18 protein-coding genes and 1 pseudogene are annotated in these 16,165 nt (G+C 70.6%); 11 read left to right on the plus strand and 8 right to left on the minus strand.

What is annotated here, in order from left to right; translation table 11 throughout:
• Window positions 1–67: 67 nt before the first annotated feature.
• Complete coding sequence (locus PV419_RS35175) at window positions 68–343, minus strand: hypothetical protein (RefSeq protein ID WP_319695897.1); 276 nt, start codon at window positions 341–343, stop codon at window positions 68–70.
• A 63-nt stretch (window positions 344–406) separates the two neighbouring features.
• Between PV419_RS35175 and PV419_RS35180 the strand changes: the two are divergent.
• Window positions 407–499: pseudogene (locus tag PV419_RS35180) on the plus strand (ABC transporter ATP-binding protein); the annotation flags it as partial.
• Between the two features lie 37 nt (window positions 500–536).
• Here PV419_RS35180 and PV419_RS35185 read toward each other — a convergent pair.
• Entirely contained in the window at window positions 537–1,049 is a 513-nt protein-coding gene (locus PV419_RS35185) for an RDD family protein (protein ID WP_319695898.1), read from the minus strand.
• A 181-nt stretch (window positions 1,050–1,230) separates the two neighbouring features.
• Between PV419_RS35185 and PV419_RS35190 the strand changes: the two genes are divergently transcribed.
• On the plus strand, window positions 1,231–2,028 hold the full coding sequence (locus tag PV419_RS35190; protein ID WP_319696149.1) for a VOC family protein: 798 nt from the start codon (window positions 1,231–1,233) through the stop codon (window positions 2,026–2,028).
• A gap of 22 nt (window positions 2,029–2,050) precedes the next feature.
• On the opposite strand, the gene PV419_RS35195 is transcribed toward PV419_RS35190, so the two are convergent.
• Window positions 2,051–3,517 (minus strand): DUF2079 domain-containing protein, encoded by a 1,467-nt coding sequence (locus PV419_RS35195; protein WP_319695900.1) that lies wholly within the window; start codon window positions 3,515–3,517, stop codon window positions 2,051–2,053.
• 59 nt (window positions 3,518–3,576) lie between these two features.
• Here PV419_RS35195 and PV419_RS35200 point away from each other — a divergent pair, with 59 nt between their 5' ends.
• From PV419_RS35200 to PV419_RS35210, 3 genes are all read left to right on the plus strand, one after another.
• On the plus strand, window positions 3,577–4,353 hold the full coding sequence (locus tag PV419_RS35200) for an HNH endonuclease family protein (RefSeq protein ID WP_319695902.1): 777 nt from the start codon (window positions 3,577–3,579) through the stop codon (window positions 4,351–4,353).
• 75 nt (window positions 4,354–4,428) lie between these two features.
• Window positions 4,429–4,827 carry a type II toxin-antitoxin system RelE/ParE family toxin gene (locus PV419_RS35205; RefSeq protein ID WP_319695903.1) on the plus strand — a complete coding sequence of 133 codons (399 nt, stop codon included), beginning with the start codon at window positions 4,429–4,431 and terminating at the stop codon, window positions 4,825–4,827.
• On the plus strand, window positions 4,824–5,129 hold the full coding sequence (locus PV419_RS35210; RefSeq protein WP_319695905.1) for a helix-turn-helix transcriptional regulator: 306 nt from the start codon (window positions 4,824–4,826) through the stop codon (window positions 5,127–5,129). The genes PV419_RS35205 and PV419_RS35210 overlap by 4 nt, the downstream gene beginning before the upstream one ends.
• Window positions 5,130–5,914: 785 nt before the next feature.
• Here the strand turns inward: PV419_RS35210 and PV419_RS35215 are convergent.
• Both PV419_RS35215 and PV419_RS35220 read right to left on the minus strand, forming a co-directional pair.
• Window positions 5,915–6,133: a hypothetical protein gene (locus tag PV419_RS35215; protein WP_319695907.1), complete on the minus strand. Its 219-nt coding sequence runs from the start codon at window positions 6,131–6,133 to the stop codon at window positions 5,915–5,917.
• Window positions 6,130–6,456 carry a hypothetical protein gene (locus PV419_RS35220; RefSeq protein WP_319695909.1) on the minus strand — a complete coding sequence of 109 codons (327 nt, stop codon included), beginning with the start codon at window positions 6,454–6,456 and terminating at the stop codon, window positions 6,130–6,132. The genes PV419_RS35215 and PV419_RS35220 overlap by 4 nt, the downstream gene beginning before the upstream one ends.
• A gap of 384 nt (window positions 6,457–6,840) precedes the next feature.
• Between PV419_RS35220 and PV419_RS35225 the strand changes: the two genes are divergently transcribed.
• The 3 genes from PV419_RS35225 to PV419_RS35235 all read left to right on the plus strand — a co-directional run bounded on the left by PV419_RS35225 (window position 6,841) and on the right by PV419_RS35235 (window position 9,341).
• Complete coding sequence (locus PV419_RS35225; RefSeq protein WP_319695911.1) at window positions 6,841–7,587, plus strand: GntR family transcriptional regulator; 747 nt, start codon at window positions 6,841–6,843, stop codon at window positions 7,585–7,587.
• A 180-nt stretch (window positions 7,588–7,767) separates the two neighbouring features.
• Window positions 7,768–8,418, plus strand: a complete 651-nt coding sequence (locus PV419_RS35230; protein ID WP_319695913.1) for an HAD family hydrolase — start codon at window positions 7,768–7,770, stop codon at window positions 8,416–8,418.
• A gap of 359 nt (window positions 8,419–8,777) precedes the next feature.
• Window positions 8,778–9,341, plus strand: a complete 564-nt coding sequence (locus tag PV419_RS35235) for a hypothetical protein (protein ID WP_319695914.1) — start codon at window positions 8,778–8,780, stop codon at window positions 9,339–9,341.
• 186 nt (window positions 9,342–9,527) lie between these two features.
• Here the strand turns inward: PV419_RS35235 and PV419_RS35240 are convergent, their stop codons facing one another.
• The 3 genes from PV419_RS35240 to PV419_RS35250 all read right to left on the minus strand — a co-directional run bounded on the left by PV419_RS35240 (window position 9,528) and on the right by PV419_RS35250 (window position 11,454).
• Complete coding sequence (locus PV419_RS35240) at window positions 9,528–9,758, minus strand: hypothetical protein (RefSeq protein ID WP_319695916.1); 231 nt, start codon at window positions 9,756–9,758, stop codon at window positions 9,528–9,530.
• 221 nt (window positions 9,759–9,979) lie between these two features.
• Entirely contained in the window at window positions 9,980–10,759 is a 780-nt protein-coding gene (locus tag PV419_RS35245) for a hypothetical protein (RefSeq protein ID WP_319695918.1), read from the minus strand.
• A complete protein-coding gene (locus PV419_RS35250; RefSeq protein ID WP_319695919.1) occupies window positions 10,759–11,454 on the minus strand; it encodes a hypothetical protein in 696 nt (231 codons plus the stop codon). Before PV419_RS35250 ends, PV419_RS35245 begins: the two co-directional genes overlap by 1 nt.
• A 153-nt stretch (window positions 11,455–11,607) precedes the next feature.
• On the opposite strand from PV419_RS35250, the gene PV419_RS35255 reads away from it, so the two are divergent.
• The 3 genes from PV419_RS35255 to PV419_RS35265 all read left to right on the plus strand — a co-directional run bounded on the left by PV419_RS35255 (window position 11,608) and on the right by PV419_RS35265 (window position 16,162).
• Window positions 11,608–13,896, plus strand: a complete 2,289-nt coding sequence (locus tag PV419_RS35255; protein WP_319695920.1) for an N-6 DNA methylase — start codon at window positions 11,608–11,610, stop codon at window positions 13,894–13,896.
• Window positions 13,897–14,027: 131 nt separating this feature from the next.
• Window positions 14,028–14,618, plus strand: a complete 591-nt coding sequence (locus PV419_RS35260; RefSeq protein ID WP_319695921.1) for a hypothetical protein — start codon at window positions 14,028–14,030, stop codon at window positions 14,616–14,618.
• The gene (locus tag PV419_RS35265; protein WP_319695922.1) at window positions 14,615–16,162 is read left to right on the plus strand and encodes a serine/threonine-protein kinase; all 1,548 of its coding nucleotides are present in this window, start codon (window positions 14,615–14,617) and stop codon (window positions 16,160–16,162) included. The genes PV419_RS35260 and PV419_RS35265 overlap by 4 nt, the downstream gene beginning before the upstream one ends.
• The last annotated feature ends 3 nt before the right edge of the window (window positions 16,163–16,165 follow it).

Below are 16,165 nucleotides of genomic sequence, written 5' to 3' on the forward strand. Positions count from 1 at the left end.
CCTGAGGACTCCCGCCCCCGGGCGGCGGTCGGCCCTTTTCGGGCCGGCCGCCGCCCGTCGGCTTTCTTCAGACGGGGGGAAACGCATTCCGTCCTTCCGGCGCGGTGCGTCGGAGCAGTGGGCGCGAGGGCTTCTCGGGGTGGGTGGTGTAGGCGTATCCGTCCGCGCGTTGCAGCAGGTGGAAGTTTGTGTGCCGGGTGGTGACGAGGTTGTGGGCGGTGCGGATGGTGAAGCTGCCAGAGGCGCGTACGACGACGCGGCCCGTGTGGGTGCCGACGTATTTGCCGGTGGGAACGGCGGCGCGGGCCAGGTCTCTCGTTCCCTTCAGAGCTCGTGCGTGCACGACGACGGCGTCGATCTGGCCTCGCTCAGCGAGGCCAGACTCACCAAGGTCAGATCCGAGAAAGTGGTCACCCACGACAGTGCCCTCGCCCGCCGCGCCCCGCGCCTGGCCACGATCGAGAAGGGGAAGGTGAAGATCACCGAGCGGGCGGCCTGAGACCGAGCGGCCCAGCCGGCCGGGGGTCGGCGCGGCGTCAGCGGCGCAGGTCCTTGGCGCGTACGTAGCGCAGCCCGCAGGCGTCCTCGTACGGGTCGCCGTCGTCCCCGAACAGGCTCAGCAGCGGCTGCATCGGAATCCAGGTCAGCCCGTACGCCCAGCGCCGGACGGCCTGCCAGAAGCGCGGCCGTCCGCCGTCCGCGTCGCGCACCACCCGGGCGAAGAACAGGAATTTGCCGATCGTCGTCCGGAAGATCCAGGGCCCCAGCACATGGTGGAGGAAGGACAGCCCGAACACGGAGGCGAGGACGCTGGCCCAGAACGGCGACGGCCCGCCGAACAGGGGAATCAGCCGCACGGCGATGGCCAGGCCGCCGAAGAGCGCGATCGCGCCGTCGACGGTCGCCGAGAACCACCGGCGGAAATCGCCGATGGCCTCGGGGACGGCGGGCGGCTGGGGCTGCGGCGGATACGGATGCGGCTGGGGCTGCGGATGGGGCGGGTGCGCGTACGGGTGTGCGTAGGGCTGCTGCCCCTGGGGGTCGATCATGCCGGGCATCCTGCCGCATGCTTGTGACGACCTTTTCTCAAGTTGGTGCGAGGCCGGTATCGATGAGGTGAGAGGCGTGTGGTGTGGTGCCGAGTGGCGGCGTCGCCGCACCACGGGACAATGGGCCGAGGGGGTGTTCCGTCCGGCCGCCGCGACGGCCGGGGCCGACCTGGAGGCGCCGATGCCCGAAGTCACCGAGCCCTACCAGCCCGGTACCCCCTGTTGGATCGATGTGGTGGCCCCCGACCAGGCGGCCGCCCTCGACTTCTATGCCAAGGTCTTCGGCTGGGAGGGCCGCCCCGGCCCGCCCGAGACCGGCGGATACGCGCTGTGCACCCTCAAGGGCAAGCCCGTGGCCGGCATCATGTCGGCCGAGGCGATGGGCGACCAGCCCGCGCCGCCGACGGTGTGGACCACGTATTTCGCCTCCGCCGACGCCGATGCCGCGTTGCAGGGCATCACCCGCAACGGGGGCAACGCGTTCACCCCGGCCGTGGAGGTGATGAACCTGGGGCGGATGCTGGTGGCCGCCGATCCGACCGGGGCCGTCTTCGGCGTCTGGGAGCCGCGGGACTTCCCCGGCGCGGGCATCGTCAACGAGCCGGGCGCCCTGATCTGGAACGAGCTCAACACCACCGACCGGGAGGCGGCGGCCGCCTTCTACGCGGCGGCGCTGGGGATGGAGACCGCGCCGATGGAGGGCGCCGAGGGCTACTTCTCGCTGTCCGTGAGCGGCCGCCCGGTGGGCGGGATGCAGTCGCTGGGCGAGCCGGACGAAGCCGGGCCGCCCGACGCGGCCTCGCACTGGCTGGTCTACTTCGCGGTCGCGGACACCGACGGGACCGTGGCGAAGGTGACCGAGGCCGGCGGGACGGTGTGCCGGGAGCCCTTCGACATGGTGGCGGGCCGGATGGCCGTGGTCCAGGACTCGCAGGGGGCGTCGTTCGCCCTGATCGCCCCGAAGCCCATGACCGGGTGAGAGCGGGGACAGAGGCGGCGGCTCAGGCCGCGCCGGTCCGCTTGAGGACGAAGTAGCCGCCGCTGGAGCCCAGATACGCGTACCGGGCGTTCGGGTGCAACTGCTTCGCGTACGCGATGAGGTCCTGGGGGGTGCGCTCCGGCTCCTGCAGGGCTATGTAGTCCGGCACGACATCGCGCGTGCCGCCGACCCACAGCACCCGGCAACGGCTGGTGAGCCGGCTGATCGGCCCCACATTGGCCTCGACCGACGCCCCGTCCGGGATCCGGTCCAGCAGCCGCTCGACCTCGGTGACCTCCTTCGGCTTGTCGTAGAAGTCCGGGTCGGTGAGGTTTTCCAGGGGCAGCGAGGCGGTCAGCGCCAGCGCCGCGCCGGCGACCATGCCGGGCAGCTGCCGGGCGTAGGAGGCGAGCCAGGGGCGGTGGCTGTCGCGGGCGCGGTCGACCGCGTCGACGAGGGCGAGCGCGACGATCGGCATCAGCACCGCGCTGTAGTGCCAGTCCGTGCCCCAGTAGTGGTCGTCGTGGGAGACGAAGCGCCAGCCGAGGGTGGGCACGGCGGCCAGCAGCAGCGGGGAGCGCAGCGCGAGCAGGCCGCTGGTGGGCAGCAGCACCCACAGCAGGGTGCGTACCGCGGTCTCGAAGGGGATGGTCCCGGTCTGCTCGCCGCCGCTGCCGACCTTGTTCCAGTAGTCGTAGGAGCCGGAGCCGTTGAAGCTCGGGATGATCACGCCGAGCGCGAGGGCGGAGGCCAGCACGCCGAAGCCGACGAGGCCGACCGCGAGCGGGACGATCCGCGGCGGGCGCTCCCGCCAGGTGCGGACCAGGATCACGGCGCCGATCGCGGCCACCGTGGCCCCCATGTCCTCCTTGACGAAGACGAGCGGGGCGGCCCACAGCATCGCCGCGTACCAGCGCTTGCGCACCACCGCCTCCAGGGAGAAGGCGAGCAGCGGCATCGCGAAGGCGATCTCGTGGAAGTCGAAGTCGACGGCCCGCTGGACGCCCCAGGACAGCCCGTACGCGGCGCCGATCGCCAGCCCCCGGCCCCGCCCCAGCAGATGGGCCGCGACGCGCGTGACGGGAATGACGGAGACGGCGAAGAGGACGGCTTGGGCGACGAGCAGGGTGACGGGGGTGGGGAAGACCCGGTAGAACGGGGCGAGCAGGGCGGTGACCGGGCTGAAGTGGTCGCCGAGGATGTTGAAGCCGGGGCCCTTGAGATCGGCGACGGGGGTCTGGAAGTGGGCGTAGGAGCGTATCGCCTGCTCGAAGATGCCCAGGTCCCAGGACATGGTGGCCATCCGCCGGTAGCGGGTGATCGATATGGCCGCGAAGGCCACGAAGAAGGCCGCGGCCAGCCAGTACGGGTCCAGGCGGGGGTGGCGCAGTCTGGCTGCCGGGGTGTCGTCCGGCTGGGCACGGTCCAAGGTGGCGGCGGTCGCCCCCTCGGCGGTGGTGCCGGGCGGGGTTGCGGCGGCCGTGTCCATCCAGGGTCCTTATCGTGTGGGCGGTCTGTGCGAAAAGATACGCGAAGGAGGGCGGACGGTTGCAGAGACGGTTTGGGCAGGTTCTGATTCCGGGCGTTGTCGTGCTGCTGGCCGTCGCCGGGTGTACGTCCGGGGCCGGGAAGGACGGCGACGGGCGGGACGGCGGAGAGCAGAGCAGCGGCGGCGGGCAGCAGGGCGACGGGCGGGCGGTCAGTCCGCTGAAGAACCCGGACGGTACGAAGCCGGGCCTGGCGCCGCTGACCACCGCCGCCGACAAGGCCGCGGCCGAACGGATCATCGACCAGCTGCTCACCAAGGGGCGGGGGCCGAGGACCGGCTACGAGCGGGACAAGTTCGGCTACGCCTGGATGGACACGGCCGACGGGGTGCCGCTCGCGCGCAACGGCTGCGACACCCGCAACGATCTTCTGCGGCGCGACGGTCAGCGGCTGCGCTTCCGGTCCGGCTCCGACTGTGTGGTCGTCGCCCTGACGCTGCACGATCCGTACACGGGCAAGACCATCGAGTGGCGCAAGCAGAAGGCCGCCGAGGTGCAGATCGACCATGTGGTGCCGCTGTCGTACAGCTGGCAGATGGGCTCCTCCCGCTGGGCCGAGAGCAAGCGCCAGCAACTCGCGAACGACGTGCTCAACCTGATCCCGGTCGAGGGCCGCGCCAACTCCGCCAAGGGCGACTCCGGGCCCGCGTCCTGGCTGCCGCCGAGCAAGCCGATCAGGTGCGCGTACGCGGTCCGCTTCGCCCAGGTCGCGCTCAAGTACGAGCTGCCGGTGACCGCTGCGGATCAGCGGATGATGCGGCGGCAGTGCGGCAGGTGACGGTAGCGGTCAGACCAGCAACGACGTACGAGGTCCTCACTTGCCCGAAATATTAGTTCGTGCTAATTTTTTGTGGTGGCCGAACCTTATGAGCTGCGGTTCTTTGAAGATGTGCTGGACTGGATCAAGACGCTCGCCAAGGAGGACCCGGACAGTCACCTTCATGTCATAGCCGCTCTGGAACGGCTCCAGGAGGTGGGTCCGGCGCTCCGCCGTCCGACGGTCGGTGCGATCGAGAAAAGTCGCTACCGGAACATGCGGGAACTGCGTCCACGCAGCGGCGGGACGGTGAGTATCCGGATGCTGTTCGTCTTCGACCCCGAGCGGCGGGCCGTCTTCCTGGTGGCGGGCAACAAGGCGGCCGGGCGGCAGTGGGCAGCCTGGTATCCCAAGGCGATCAAGGAAGCGGACGACAAGTACACGGCTTACCTTGAAGTGCTGGAGCAGGAGAAGAAGGAGGGGCAGGGCAGATGAAACTCGGCACCATGGCCGACCTGACGGCCGACATCACCCCCGAGAAGCGCGAGCGCATCGATGCCATCAAGGCGGAGATGGTTGACGCCGAACGGGGGCATGAACTGGCCGCTCTCCGTAAGGCCCAGGGCTTCACGCAGGTCCAGGTCGCCAAGGTTATGGGGGTCACCCAGGGGCGGATCAGCCAGATCGAACGGGGCATCGCCCGACTGGACACCTCGACCATGGCCGCATACCTGCACGCGATCGGTGGCGAGCTGACCATAACCGCCACGGTAGGGAACCTCTCGGTGAAGCTGTAGGAGGCAGTGAACCACCGCCTGGGTGCGATGATCGGCGAGCACTTGTGCGATCAACGCGCTCAGGAGGTCGCCGTTGGCTGCCAGGTCATGGCTGAGGGTTACCGAGTGGTGAGGGAGTTTCGCCAGCCGCGCGGCGACTTCCCGTCGCTCCTCGGCACGACCGCCACCGTTCACGCCACCTGCCGGCCAGAACACGTCCGGGTACCTGTCCTCGGCCTTCCCGCTCATGAAGTCGTGTTCGCTCAGCGTCCGACCGCCCTTCTCCAGCGCGGGGACAGAGCTTGGACCCGAACGTCAGGACCACGCGGCGGTCCAGGGCGACGGCGGAGGCGTGTAGCACCGTCCACCCCGCACGCAGCAGAACACCCCGTACGGCCTCGCGCGCGTTCGCCACGGCCGCCGCCGGCTCCGCGTACCGGCCCGGGTCCACCTTGGCCACCAGCAGCGGTGACGAGCAGCCGCTCTCCGCGGCGACGTCTACCGCTTCCCACTACGGCCGGACGTACCGACCGCACCGGGGTCACCGCGCAGCGCTTCGTAGGCGGCGCGGAGTTTGGTGTGGGCGGCGTCGAGCTGGCGGGCCTCGGTGTCGTCCAGGGCAGGCAGACACGTACGGTATGGAGCGCCCGGCGGTGAACCGCAACGGAATTCCCAGCCACCCGTCCGCAGTGCAGGGCGGGTGGGCCGGGTGGCCAGGATCAGGTCACGGGGGATACGACAGGCCGCTGGGCGGACCGCCCGCCACTTGATCCCCCCCCGGGGTGTTCGAGGGGCGGGCGGCCGTCTCAGGAGCGCTTGAAGCGGTTCGGGTTGTTGTGTTCGCGGTGGTGGGGGCACTGGCACGGTGGCCATGCCTGTCCGAGTCCGTAGGCGTCGCTTTTCTCCCCGGCGAGGACGGTCACCATCGCACGCCGTGCGGTGACGATTCCATCGCGCGCCATGGTGTAGACGCGCATCGTCATCTTTGGCCGTTCGCCCCGGTCGGGTTGGTTGTCGGTGCTCACCGGACTTCCTTTCCCTCGACCGGCGCGAGGAGTTGGAGCATGGTGCGCAGGCTCCGTTTCACCGCGCCCAGGTGGTAGGCCAGTTCTTCCGGCGCGGCGGTGGCGAGTTCGAGGGATTCAGCCCCTGCCAGGGTCTGTCCGGCCACAATGACCACCGCGCTTTCAAGGCCCTCTCGGGTGGGCTTGCCGGCCGTGATGCACGCAGGGCACAGGCCCGAGTGCGGGTCGGTGGGGTCATGGGGCCCGAAGTCCCCGGGGGTGGTGCACAGAGTGCACCCGGGCCCAGGGGAGGTGGCGGGCGTGGTCCGGGCGTTGGCGGTCACCGGGCGACCGCCATGTCGTGTAGGGCACAGGTCGGCTCCACGCGGGGGGCGGTGCCGACGCGGGCCGCCACATGGGGGCCCGTCCGCGGCGCGGGAGGCACCGTTCCTGCCCGATGACGGTCACGCGTCCGTAAGGCGAGAAGTGCACTCACCCATGCGAAGAACCGCTCGATAGGGTCGCTCATGTTCATCAGCTCCGTTTCAGCTGGTGGGCCATGCCCCCGGACGTTCGCCCGTCGCGGGGGTCTGACCGTCTGTCCTAGGTCAGAAAGTAGTGTGACCTAGGACACTGCGCCCAGGGAATGTGTGCCCATTTCCCTCATACGGATTACCTGTGACCTAGTACAGTCGATCGTGCCCTAGGACACAGATGCAGGAGGCGCCATGCCCGGCGGCAATCACCCCTACATGCAGGTCGCAGAACGCATCCGGCGCCGCATCCTCGATGGGGTGCTGAAGGAGGGCGAGAAGCTGCCACCCGTGCGGGAACTGGCGCGGCAGGAGGGCGTATCTGTCGCCACCCTCGGCCGCTCACTCGACCAGCTCCAAGTGGAGGGCTACATCACTACCTCGCGCCGGGGCACCTTCGTTGCCAACGCGCCCGAGGTCGCCCCCTCTGGCTACGACCGGATCACTCGCGTCCTGCGCACCGGGTCGGTTCTCTCGGAGGGCGAGACGATGGTCGTCACGAATGCGGAACTGATCAAGCCGCCCCAGTACGTCGCCGAGATCTTCGACCTGGAAGATGGCGACCAAGTAGTGCGACGCCAGTGGCACACCGGCAAGGGACAGCAGCGCATCGGCCTCTTCGTGACCTGGTACCCGGCGCACTTCGCCGCGGCCGTTCCCGAGTTGCTGTCCACATCCGCACGCGCCGCGGCTGGGCTGCTACCGAAGATCCAGCAGGCCACCGGGCGACACATCCAGGCGGGCCGTGACGACCTCCACGGCCGCGACGCCGACGCGCGTGAGGCGAACTTCCTCGGCCTGAGCATCGGCTCGCCCATCCTCGCGGGCGCTCACCGGCTGTGGGATGACGAGGGCGTGATCGAGTATGGCGAGTGGTGCCTGCCCTACCGGCTGGTTGTCGGGTACGAGTACAGCTTTGAGGCGGCGCCGGACGCCTCCTGACCCCGAAGACGACGCGCCGCAGCACTCGCCTCGTCGACCAGGTCAACACCATGGACCCCAAGCTCGCCGCCGCATTCGGCATGGACCCGCAGGCCACCCTGATCTACCTCGCCGACCACGTCGACGCCGGACGCGAAACCGACCTGCCGCGAAGCCATCGCCCGTGATCTACTGCCGATCATGCCGTTGCTGATGCTGGACCTCGACAACACCCTGGTCGACCGCGATGCGGCCTTCAGCGACGCCGTCGCTGCCTTCCTCACCAAGCACGGCCTGCCCGCCACCGATCTCACCTGGGTGATGACCGTCGACGCTGGTGGTTATACCGCCCGCCATGATGTTGCCGCGGCTATGACCGATCGATACGAGGATGCTGTGCCCGCCACGGAGATCCATGCCTTGCTGGACCATGGCGCCGCCGATCGTGTCGTGCTGACAGACGCGTCCCGCGAGGCCGTGGACAAAGCCCAGGTCGACGGCTGGACTTGCGTGATCGTCACCAACGGCCGCACTGCCCAGCAGGAAGCCAAGATCCGCCGCATGGGACTCGACCGGCTTGTTCAGGGCTGGGTGATCTCCGAAGAGGTCGGCCGCAAGAAGCCCGAACCGGAGATCTTCCACGCCGCCGCAGATGCCGTCGGAGTGTCCCTCACCGATGCGTGGGTCATCGGCGATTCACCACACGCCGACATCGCAGGCGCGATCGCGCTCGGTCTTCAAAGCGTGTGGGTGTCGAGCGGGCGGTCGTGGACTCAGGGCTCCTTCCGGCCCACCCATGTCGCCAAGGACGTCGCCACCGCGATCAACTACGTCATCAGTGCCCCGAGGTAGCAGGCGACAGGGGTCGATTCAGACAGCCGCAGGGACTGGTCAGGGGTTCACTTGCTGTCGCCCCCCTTTGGGGCGGGGGCGCGAGGGCCTCGGGGGGAAGTGATCCTCCGTCGTGCTTTCCTCCGTAGGCCTGTGCGGTCATCAGGTCACGCGGGTGCCGGAACGGGACTCCACGCCAACCTTCGGCGTCGGGCGTGCGTGTCTCGTACCTCTCGACAGCCGCAGTGTTCATCTGCGTCCTACGGGCAGATGGCGCGGAGGGGTCCCGGGGGAGGGGGCGGATGCTGGTGGGCGACGCGCCTGGTTCGGGGTGGGCGTCGTGAGCCTGAGGGGATCAGCGGAGTGGGAGGAGTCCGTCCGTGTTCGGAGCGGAGACGACAACCCGCGTCAATGGCCGCGCGTTGGGTGCGGCAATCGTGGTAGCTCTCATCTTCCTGACCGTGGCATGCGGTTCGGCTGCGGCCTCAAGCGGCGCACAGGCGTCATTCGCGACTCGGCAGAGCCACTGCGCTTCTCCTGGCAAGGTGTACAGCCAGAAGGTCCTCGTCACCCACAAGGACAAGCGGCTCGACTGGATCACGCTGTTCCTCGTGTGCACACAAAAACGCAGCGTGGAGATAGTGGACTACAAGGGTCGGGATTACCAGGACCTGGACGACTTCCGCGCGAACAACGAGATTCTCAGCGAGGACGACAAGATCACTTTGCCGCGGGATTTCCCCTCGGTCGACGGATCGGGAAAGCTCGAGTTGATGACGGTCTCGGGCCATACCGGCACCAGCAATTCATGGCTGCCGTGGCTGGTCGGCGGGGCTGTCTTCGTGCTGAGCGTCGTTGGCGGTGGAATCCATTGGGCGCTTGCGCGTCGGCGAAGCGTCCGGGCTTCGGCCTCTGATGTCGATCCGCAGGAACCGTCAGCGTAGAGCGGCTGGGCGCCGAGCCCGGTCTGTGGTGGGCTTGGCCTGGGTTCCCTCGGCGGCGTTTTGACAGGCGCGCCCCGTCGCTGTCAGCGGCGGGGCGCGTCGTGGGTCAAAGGCGCGGGTTTCCCGCAGAGCGCGTACGCGGTGTGGTGCCGGCGGCCTCGATTAATTCGTCGCGGTATTCGCGGTTTACCAGGGGTACATCCAGACGCCATTGCCCTGGGCAACGCAGTAGAAGCCGGTGAGTGCGCCCTGCTGGGCGAGCTCGTTACCCAGGGTCTGGCATTCGAGGTAGGACGCGGTCCAGTGTCGGTCCAGGTTGGTTTCCGCCGAAGCGGTGCCGGCCGCGGCCAGGGGCAGCACTACCGCCGCGGTGGCCACCGCGGCGGCGGCCGCGACCTTGTTGCGCAGATTCTTCATGTGCTGTCTCCGATCGCCGGGCGGCAGTGAATTGCGCGACTACGGGTAATTCACTGTTTCCGCGTCAGGGCGCTGCCGCCGAATGCAATGAGGATGAATGACGTATCGGAGGCTAGCGCAATATCGAAGCGCGCGAATGGTGCAAACCTGGCTTATCCGGCTGTTGGGGCCTCCGAGACAAGCTGGCGACAAGATGAGAACAAGGCCGTCAGTCGAGGCCGTCAGTCGAGGGCGTCGAGGTCAACGATGTCCCCGGTCGGGGCCTTGGCGTCGACCGGCTCGCCGAAGCCGCTGAACGTCACCGTGCCGGGCTCCTTGCCGCCCTTGATGACCATCTTGAGGATGTACGGCTTGCCCTCCGTGGCGACGTAGGTGGTGTACGTCTCGTCGCCGTCGGTCTCGGTGAGGGTGATGGCGGGCTTGCCGTCGACCGTGGTGGTCTTGCCCTTGCGGGCGAGGTTGGGGCCGGCCTCGAAGCCGGACAGCATCGTGTCGGAGTCGCAGGCGCTGGCGAAGTCCTTGAAGTCGGAGCCGGAGGCCTTGGACTTGGTCCAGCGCTCGCCTATCGAGTCGGCCGCGGCCGCGCCGTCCGCGCCGCCCTGTGACTTCCAGAAGGCGCGGTCGAACTTCATGTAGATCAGGTCGCCGGTCTTGACCAGTTCGACCTTGCCCTCGGTGCCGAAGGACATGTTGCCCACGCACTCGCCGTTGTTGGCCGAGGACATGTGGTACTTCATGGGGCCGCCGTCGACCGTGCCGTCCAGGGCCGTGGTCAGGGATGTCGCCGACTTCATCGCCTTCATGGCCTTGTTGGCGATCTGCGGGCCGGTCAGCTTCTCCAGCTCGGAGCCGGGGGCCTTGGTGGACGGTGTGGCCTTCGAGCTCGCCGAGACCGACTGCCCGGACTTGTCGGCGTCGCCCTTGTCGTCGTCGGCGCCGCAGGCGGTCAGGGCGAGTGCGGTCACGGCGCACAGCGCCGCCAGGGTCGTGGTGGAGCGCATCAGCTCGTCTTCTTCCAGTTCTTGCAGCCGTTGGTCTTGAAGTATCCGTCCCCGGCGGCGATGGTCACGAGGCCGTTTCCGGAGACGTTTTCGTTGGCGATGATCGAGTCGATGCCGTGCAGGGCGTCCTTGCTGCGTTCCCAGTAGCAGGTCGCGTCATCGGCGTTGCCGGTCGACTTGTACGTACCGGGGGCGAGGTCGGCCCCGATCCGGTACATGCCGCCGTTCCCGGACGCCTCGGACTTGGGGGTGCCGGAGGCCTTGGCGGGGACCGCTTCCCAGTCCTTGCAGCCGTTCGACTTGAAGATCTTGTCGCTCGCCTTGATCGTCACATAGGCGTTGCCCATGACGTTGTCGTTGGCGATGAGTGAGTCGGTCTCGCCGCTGGAGTCCTTGGCCCGCTCCCAGTAGCACATGCCGTCGGTGTTGTCCGTGGACATGTAGGTGCCGGGCTTGACGTCGGAGCCGACCTGGAAGGTGCCGTCGCCGCCGAGGGCGGGCTTGGCCTTGGGTTTGTCGGTCTTGTCCTTCGAGCCCCCGCCGGACGTCCCCTGGGCCACGGTGTCCTTGCTCTTGTCCTTGTCGTCGTCTCCTCCCCCTCCCGCCAGGGCGCCGCCGATGGCGATCACCACGACGAGCGCCCCCGCCCCGGTCAGGACCTTGTGCCGGGCAAACCAGTTCTGCTGCTGCGACATGCGACAGCCCTCCCCTTCTGATCTCCGGAGCCGGTTTCGGCCTCCGTGAACCGATGGGTTAATAAGAACAGAGTCTGTGAACCGAGTCAACAAGAGGCTCTCGGGAGGTAGGGTTCACAATGTGAACGGGTCTCTTTGAAGATCGCTATCGGTATGCTCGACGCCACAGCCGCACCACCGGACGGAGTCAGCCAGGTGCCCGACAACGCAGCAGAGGTGACCGCCGCCGGGATCGCCCGGCTGGCCGGGGTCGGCCGCGCCGCCGTCAGCAACTGGCGGCGCCGCCACGCGGATTTCCCCAAGCCGGTCGGCGGCACCGAGACCAGCCCGGCCTTCGCCCTCGGCGACGTCGAGCGATGGCTGCGCGCCCAGGGCAAGCTCGCCGAGGTGCCGCTGCGCGAGCGCGTCTGGCAGACGCTCGCCGGGCATCCGGCCGGGGCCGCCGCCGCGCTCGGCCCCGTCGGCGCCGTACTCCTCCTCGTACGGGACCGGCCCGCCCAATGGCGCCGGCTGAGCGAGGCCGCCGACCCGCGGCTGGCCGAGCTGCTGCCGCTCGCGCTCGCCCCGGTGCTGACCGCCCGGCTCGGCGAGGACCACCCGGTGCCCGTCGCGGACCCGGACGGGCTGCGGCTCTTCGTACCGCTGCTGCGCCAGGCCGCCGAGCTGGCCGCCGAGTCCAGTCCGCGCGAGACGTACGAGTTCCTGATCGGGCGTCATCTGGACGCCAACCCACGGCAGTACACCGTCACCCCGCCCGAACTCGCCGAGCTGATGGTTGCCCTGGCGGGCGTGGCGGGCGAGCCGACGGGGCCGATGAGCCCTGCCCCCACCGTTCTGGACCCCGCCTCGGGCACCGGCGGGCTGCTGTGGGCCGTTCCGCGTACCCACAGCGCGGCCACCCTGTTCGCCCAGGAGCTGGACCGCGACCTGGCCGCGCTCACCGCGCTGCGGCTGGCCCTGGCCCACGACGCCGGGGGCGCCCAGGTGCGGGTGCACGGCGGCGACAGCCTGCGCGCGGACGCCCTGCCACAGCGCGCCGCCGACGCGGTCGTCTCCCACCCGCCGTTCAACGAGCGCAACTGGGGCCATGACGAGCTCGCCTACGACCCCCGCTGGGAGTACGGCTTCCCGGCCCGCACCGAATCCGAGCTCGCCTGGGTCCAGCACGCCCTCGCGCATGTCCGCGACGGCGGCACCGCCGTACTGCTCATGCCCCCGGCCGTGGCCTCCCGCCGCTCCGGCCGCCGCATCCGCGCCGACCTGCTGCGGCGCGGCGCGCTGCGGGCCGTGGTCGCGCTGCCCGCCGGGGCCGCCCCGCCGTACGGCATCCCGCTGCACCTGTGGGTGCTGCGCCGCCCCGGGGCCGGGCAGCCGACCGCGCCGCGGCTGCTGCTGGTCGACGCCGCGGCGGCCTCTGCGGCGGGCCCGGCCGACGGCCCGGTGGCGGCCTCCCCGGGCCGGGACAAGCTGCCCTGGCAGACCGTGCGCGACACCGTCCTCGGCGCCTGGCGCGCCTTCGACCGCGGCGACGGCGCCCCCGAGCGGCCGGGGGTGTGCCGGGTGCTGCCCGTGATCGAACTCCTCGACGACGACGTCGACCTCGCCCCCGCCCGCCATCTGCCGCCGCCCGCCGCGGGCGGCGGTGCCGAGGAGCTGGCCGCCGTCCGCGACCGGCTCACCGCCACCCTGGCCCGCACGGTCGAGCTGACCCCCGTCGCGCCCGGCGGCCCGGCCGCCCCCGACGATCAGGGGGCGGGCGAGGCGGCCGGGGCGCAGGGCGCGCGCTGGCCCATGACCACCGTCGGCGAACTGGCCCGCGCGGGCGCCCTGGTGCTGCGCACCGGCGGCGCGGCGACGGCGCCCGGACCGGGAGGGCAGCCGTCGGGCGCGGGGCCGGGGGCGCCCCCGGTGCTCACCGAGACCGATGTACTCGCCGGGACCGGCCCCACCGGCACCCTCCCCGCCCCCGCCGTCCCGGCCCCCGCGCCCGGCCCGGCTGCCCCCGCGGCCGCGGGCGAGCGGCCCGAGGCTGCCGCGGAGCAGCCGGTGCTGACCGAGCCGGGCGATGTCGTGGTGCCGCTGGTCGGCGGCGGGACGGTCGCCCGCGTGGTGGACGAGGCCGCCGCCGGGGCCGCGCTGGCCCGGAATCTGTGCCTGCTGCGGCCCGACCCGGAGGCGCTCGACCCGTGGTTCCTCGCCGGGTATCTGCGCGGTAGCGCCAACCAGCGGCAGGCCAGCAGCTACGCCTCCACCGCCACCCGGCTCGACGTACGCCGATTGCGGCTGCCCCGGCTCCCGCTCGACGACCAGCGGCGCTACGGCGAGCACTACCGCACCCTCGCCTCCTTCGAGGAGGCGCTGAGGCTCGCGGGGCGGCTGGGGGACCAGTTGGTCCGGGGGCTGTACGACGGTCTGGCCGACGGTACGGTGCGGCCCCATTGATCACGATTGTGTGATCAAAGAGACGACGGATCCATACAACCCGGGCTCGGCCCGCCACGTCGATGTATACGCTCAATCGCGCACGCACGCGCGCGAGCACCCCCTCGGCACCAGGTCCTCCAGGAGCAGCCATGCACGGCCCCGCCCCCGCGCCGCCGCCCCGCCCCGCCTCCACCGCGACGGTGGCCGTCCTGCGGGTGGTCTTCGTCGGCCTGACGATGCTGACCTTCGGCCTGCTGTCGTGGGTGACGATGCTGCGGGTGGCCATCCTGCGCCGCCGCGCGCTCGACTGGCTGCTGTTCTGGGGCACCTGTGTGGTGGTGGTGCTCGCGTTCGTGGAGTTCGGGACCGGCCCCGACGAGCCCGACGCGCTGGCGTACACGACCCTGACGGGCATGTTCCTGCTGTCCTGCGCCGTGACGACGCACTACCTGATCGTGGACATCAAGCATTACCGCCCGGCGCCGGCCGTGGTGCCGGGTGTCGCGCCGTACGTCCCGCCGGGGTACCCGCCCGTGCCCGGCCCCGGGGCGTACGGCTACCCGGGCCCGCCGCACCAGGCCGGACCGCCGCCCCAGCCCGTGCCGCCGCACCAGCCCGTCCAGCCCCAGCCCCAACCCCAACCCCAGCTCCAAGCCCAGCCCCAGCCGCAGCGCATCCAGCGTGTGCGCGCCGAGCTGGATGAGCTCAGTGACTACCTCCGCAGAGAGCAGGGCCGGTGAACGGACGCGTCGTCGCCGACCGCTATGAGCTGGCCACGCTCCTCGGCCAGGGCGGCATGGGCCAGGTGTGGACCGCGTACGACCGGCGGCTCGACCGCCGGGTCGCGGTCAAGCTGCTGCGCCCCGACCGGATGGCGATACCCAGCGACGGCGGCGACGGCGTCGACGAGCTGCGCCGCCGCTTCGTCCGCGAGTGCCGGGTCACCGCGCAGGTCGACCACCGCGGTCTGGTCACCGTGCACGACGCGGGCAGCGACGGCGACGATCTGTACCTGATCATGCAGTACGTCGAGGGCGCCGACCTCGCCGACCACCTCGCCGAGCACGACCCCTACCCCTGGCAGTGGGCGGTGTGCGTCGCGGCGCAGCTGTGCGCGGTGCTCTCCGCCGTCCACGCGGTGCCGATCGTGCACCGCGACCTCAAGCCGCGGAACGTGATGATCCGCCCCGATGGCTCGGTGACCGTCCTCGACCTCGGCGTCGCCGCCGTCCTCGACACCGACACCACCCGCCTCACCCACACCGGCTCGCCCATCGGGAGCCCCGCCTATATGGCCCCCGAACAGGCCATGGGCGGCGCCGTGGGCCCGTACACCGACCTGTACGCGCTCGGCGTGCTGCTGCACGAACTCCTCATCGGCAATGTGCCCTTCGCCGGCTCCACCGCCCTGGGCGTGTTGCACCGCCACCTCTACGAGCCGCCGGCCCCGGTCCGCCAGGCGCGCCCCGAGGTGCCCGAGGCGCTGGAGGCGCTGGTGCTACGGCTGCTCGCCAAGGACCCTCAGCACCGGCCGGCCGACGCCCAGGAGGTCTACCAGGCGCTGGTTCCGCTGCTGCCGTACGCCGCCGCGGCGCCCGGTGTCGCCGCCACCGGCCCCATGGACCCCACGCGTCCCTTCCTGCGCCCGCACGCCCCCTGGCCGGACCGCCCCGCCCCACCGCCCGCCGCTGTTGCGCCGGCACCCCCCGCCGCCCCGGCCCGGTCCGACGTGGCGGCGGCCGTCGACGAGGTCAAGCGCCTGCTCGACCAGGGGTGGATCACCCAGGCCGTGGACATCCTCGGCGCGATCCTCCCGTCGGCGGCCGCCGAACACGGCGAGCTCTCCCCGGTCGTACGGTCGCTGCGCAAGCAGTACGCGGTGACGCTCATGGACGACGGGCAGTACCGCCGCGCCCTGCCCGAGCTGCGCCGGCTCGCCGACGAGTACGCCGCCGAGTCGGGCCCGGAGGCGCCGCGCACCTCCCTGCAGTTCCGCTACGAGGCGGCCCAGTGCCTCGAACAGCTCGGTGAGGCGGCCCAGGCGCTGGTCGAATACCGCACGCTGCTCCCGTACTTCGAGCAGTACGCGGCCACCGACCCGGCCACACCGATGGAAATCCGCCGCCGCATCGGGCACTTGCTGCTCTCCCTCGGCGACCGCCCCGCCGCCCACGACATGCTCGCCCGCCTCCTGTACGACGCCGAGCGGCTGCACGGCCCGCACCACCCCTTCCCGGAGGAGATCCGCCGCACCCTGCACTGGCTCGGCCAGGTGCGCGGTTAGAAA

This window comes from Streptomyces sp. ME19-01-6 (assembly GCF_033793745.1).
Taxonomy (GTDB): domain Bacteria; phylum Actinomycetota; class Actinomycetes; order Streptomycetales; family Streptomycetaceae; genus Streptomyces.

Bases quoted from the DNA above. Each gene is read 5' to 3' on its own strand.
- PV419_RS35185 (WP_319695898.1), bottom strand. From the start codon at position 1,049: ATGATCGACCCCCAGGGGCAGCAGCCCTACGCACACCCGTACGCGCAC.
- PV419_RS35190 (WP_319696149.1), top strand. From the start codon at position 1,231: ATGCCCGAAGTCACCGAGCCCTACCAGCCCGGTACCCCCTGTTGGATC.
- PV419_RS35195 (WP_319695900.1), bottom strand. From the start codon at position 3,517: ATGGACACGGCCGCCGCAACCCCGCCCGGCACCACCGCCGAGGGGGCG.
- PV419_RS35210 (WP_319695905.1), top strand. From the start codon at position 4,824: ATGAAACTCGGCACCATGGCCGACCTGACGGCCGACATCACCCCCGAG.
- PV419_RS35225 (WP_319695911.1), top strand. From the start codon at position 6,841: ATGCCCGGCGGCAATCACCCCTACATGCAGGTCGCAGAACGCATCCGG.
- PV419_RS35230 (WP_319695913.1), top strand. From the start codon at position 7,768: ATGCCGTTGCTGATGCTGGACCTCGACAACACCCTGGTCGACCGCGAT.
- PV419_RS35240 (WP_319695916.1), bottom strand. From the start codon at position 9,758: ATGAAGAATCTGCGCAACAAGGTCGCGGCCGCCGCCGCGGTGGCCACC.
- PV419_RS35245 (WP_319695918.1), bottom strand. From the start codon at position 10,759: ATGCGCTCCACCACGACCCTGGCGGCGCTGTGCGCCGTGACCGCACTC.
- PV419_RS35250 (WP_319695919.1), bottom strand. From the start codon at position 11,454: ATGTCGCAGCAGCAGAACTGGTTTGCCCGGCACAAGGTCCTGACCGGG.
- PV419_RS35255 (WP_319695920.1), top strand. From the start codon at position 11,608: ATGCTCGACGCCACAGCCGCACCACCGGACGGAGTCAGCCAGGTGCCC.
- PV419_RS35260 (WP_319695921.1), top strand. From the start codon at position 14,028: ATGCACGGCCCCGCCCCCGCGCCGCCGCCCCGCCCCGCCTCCACCGCG.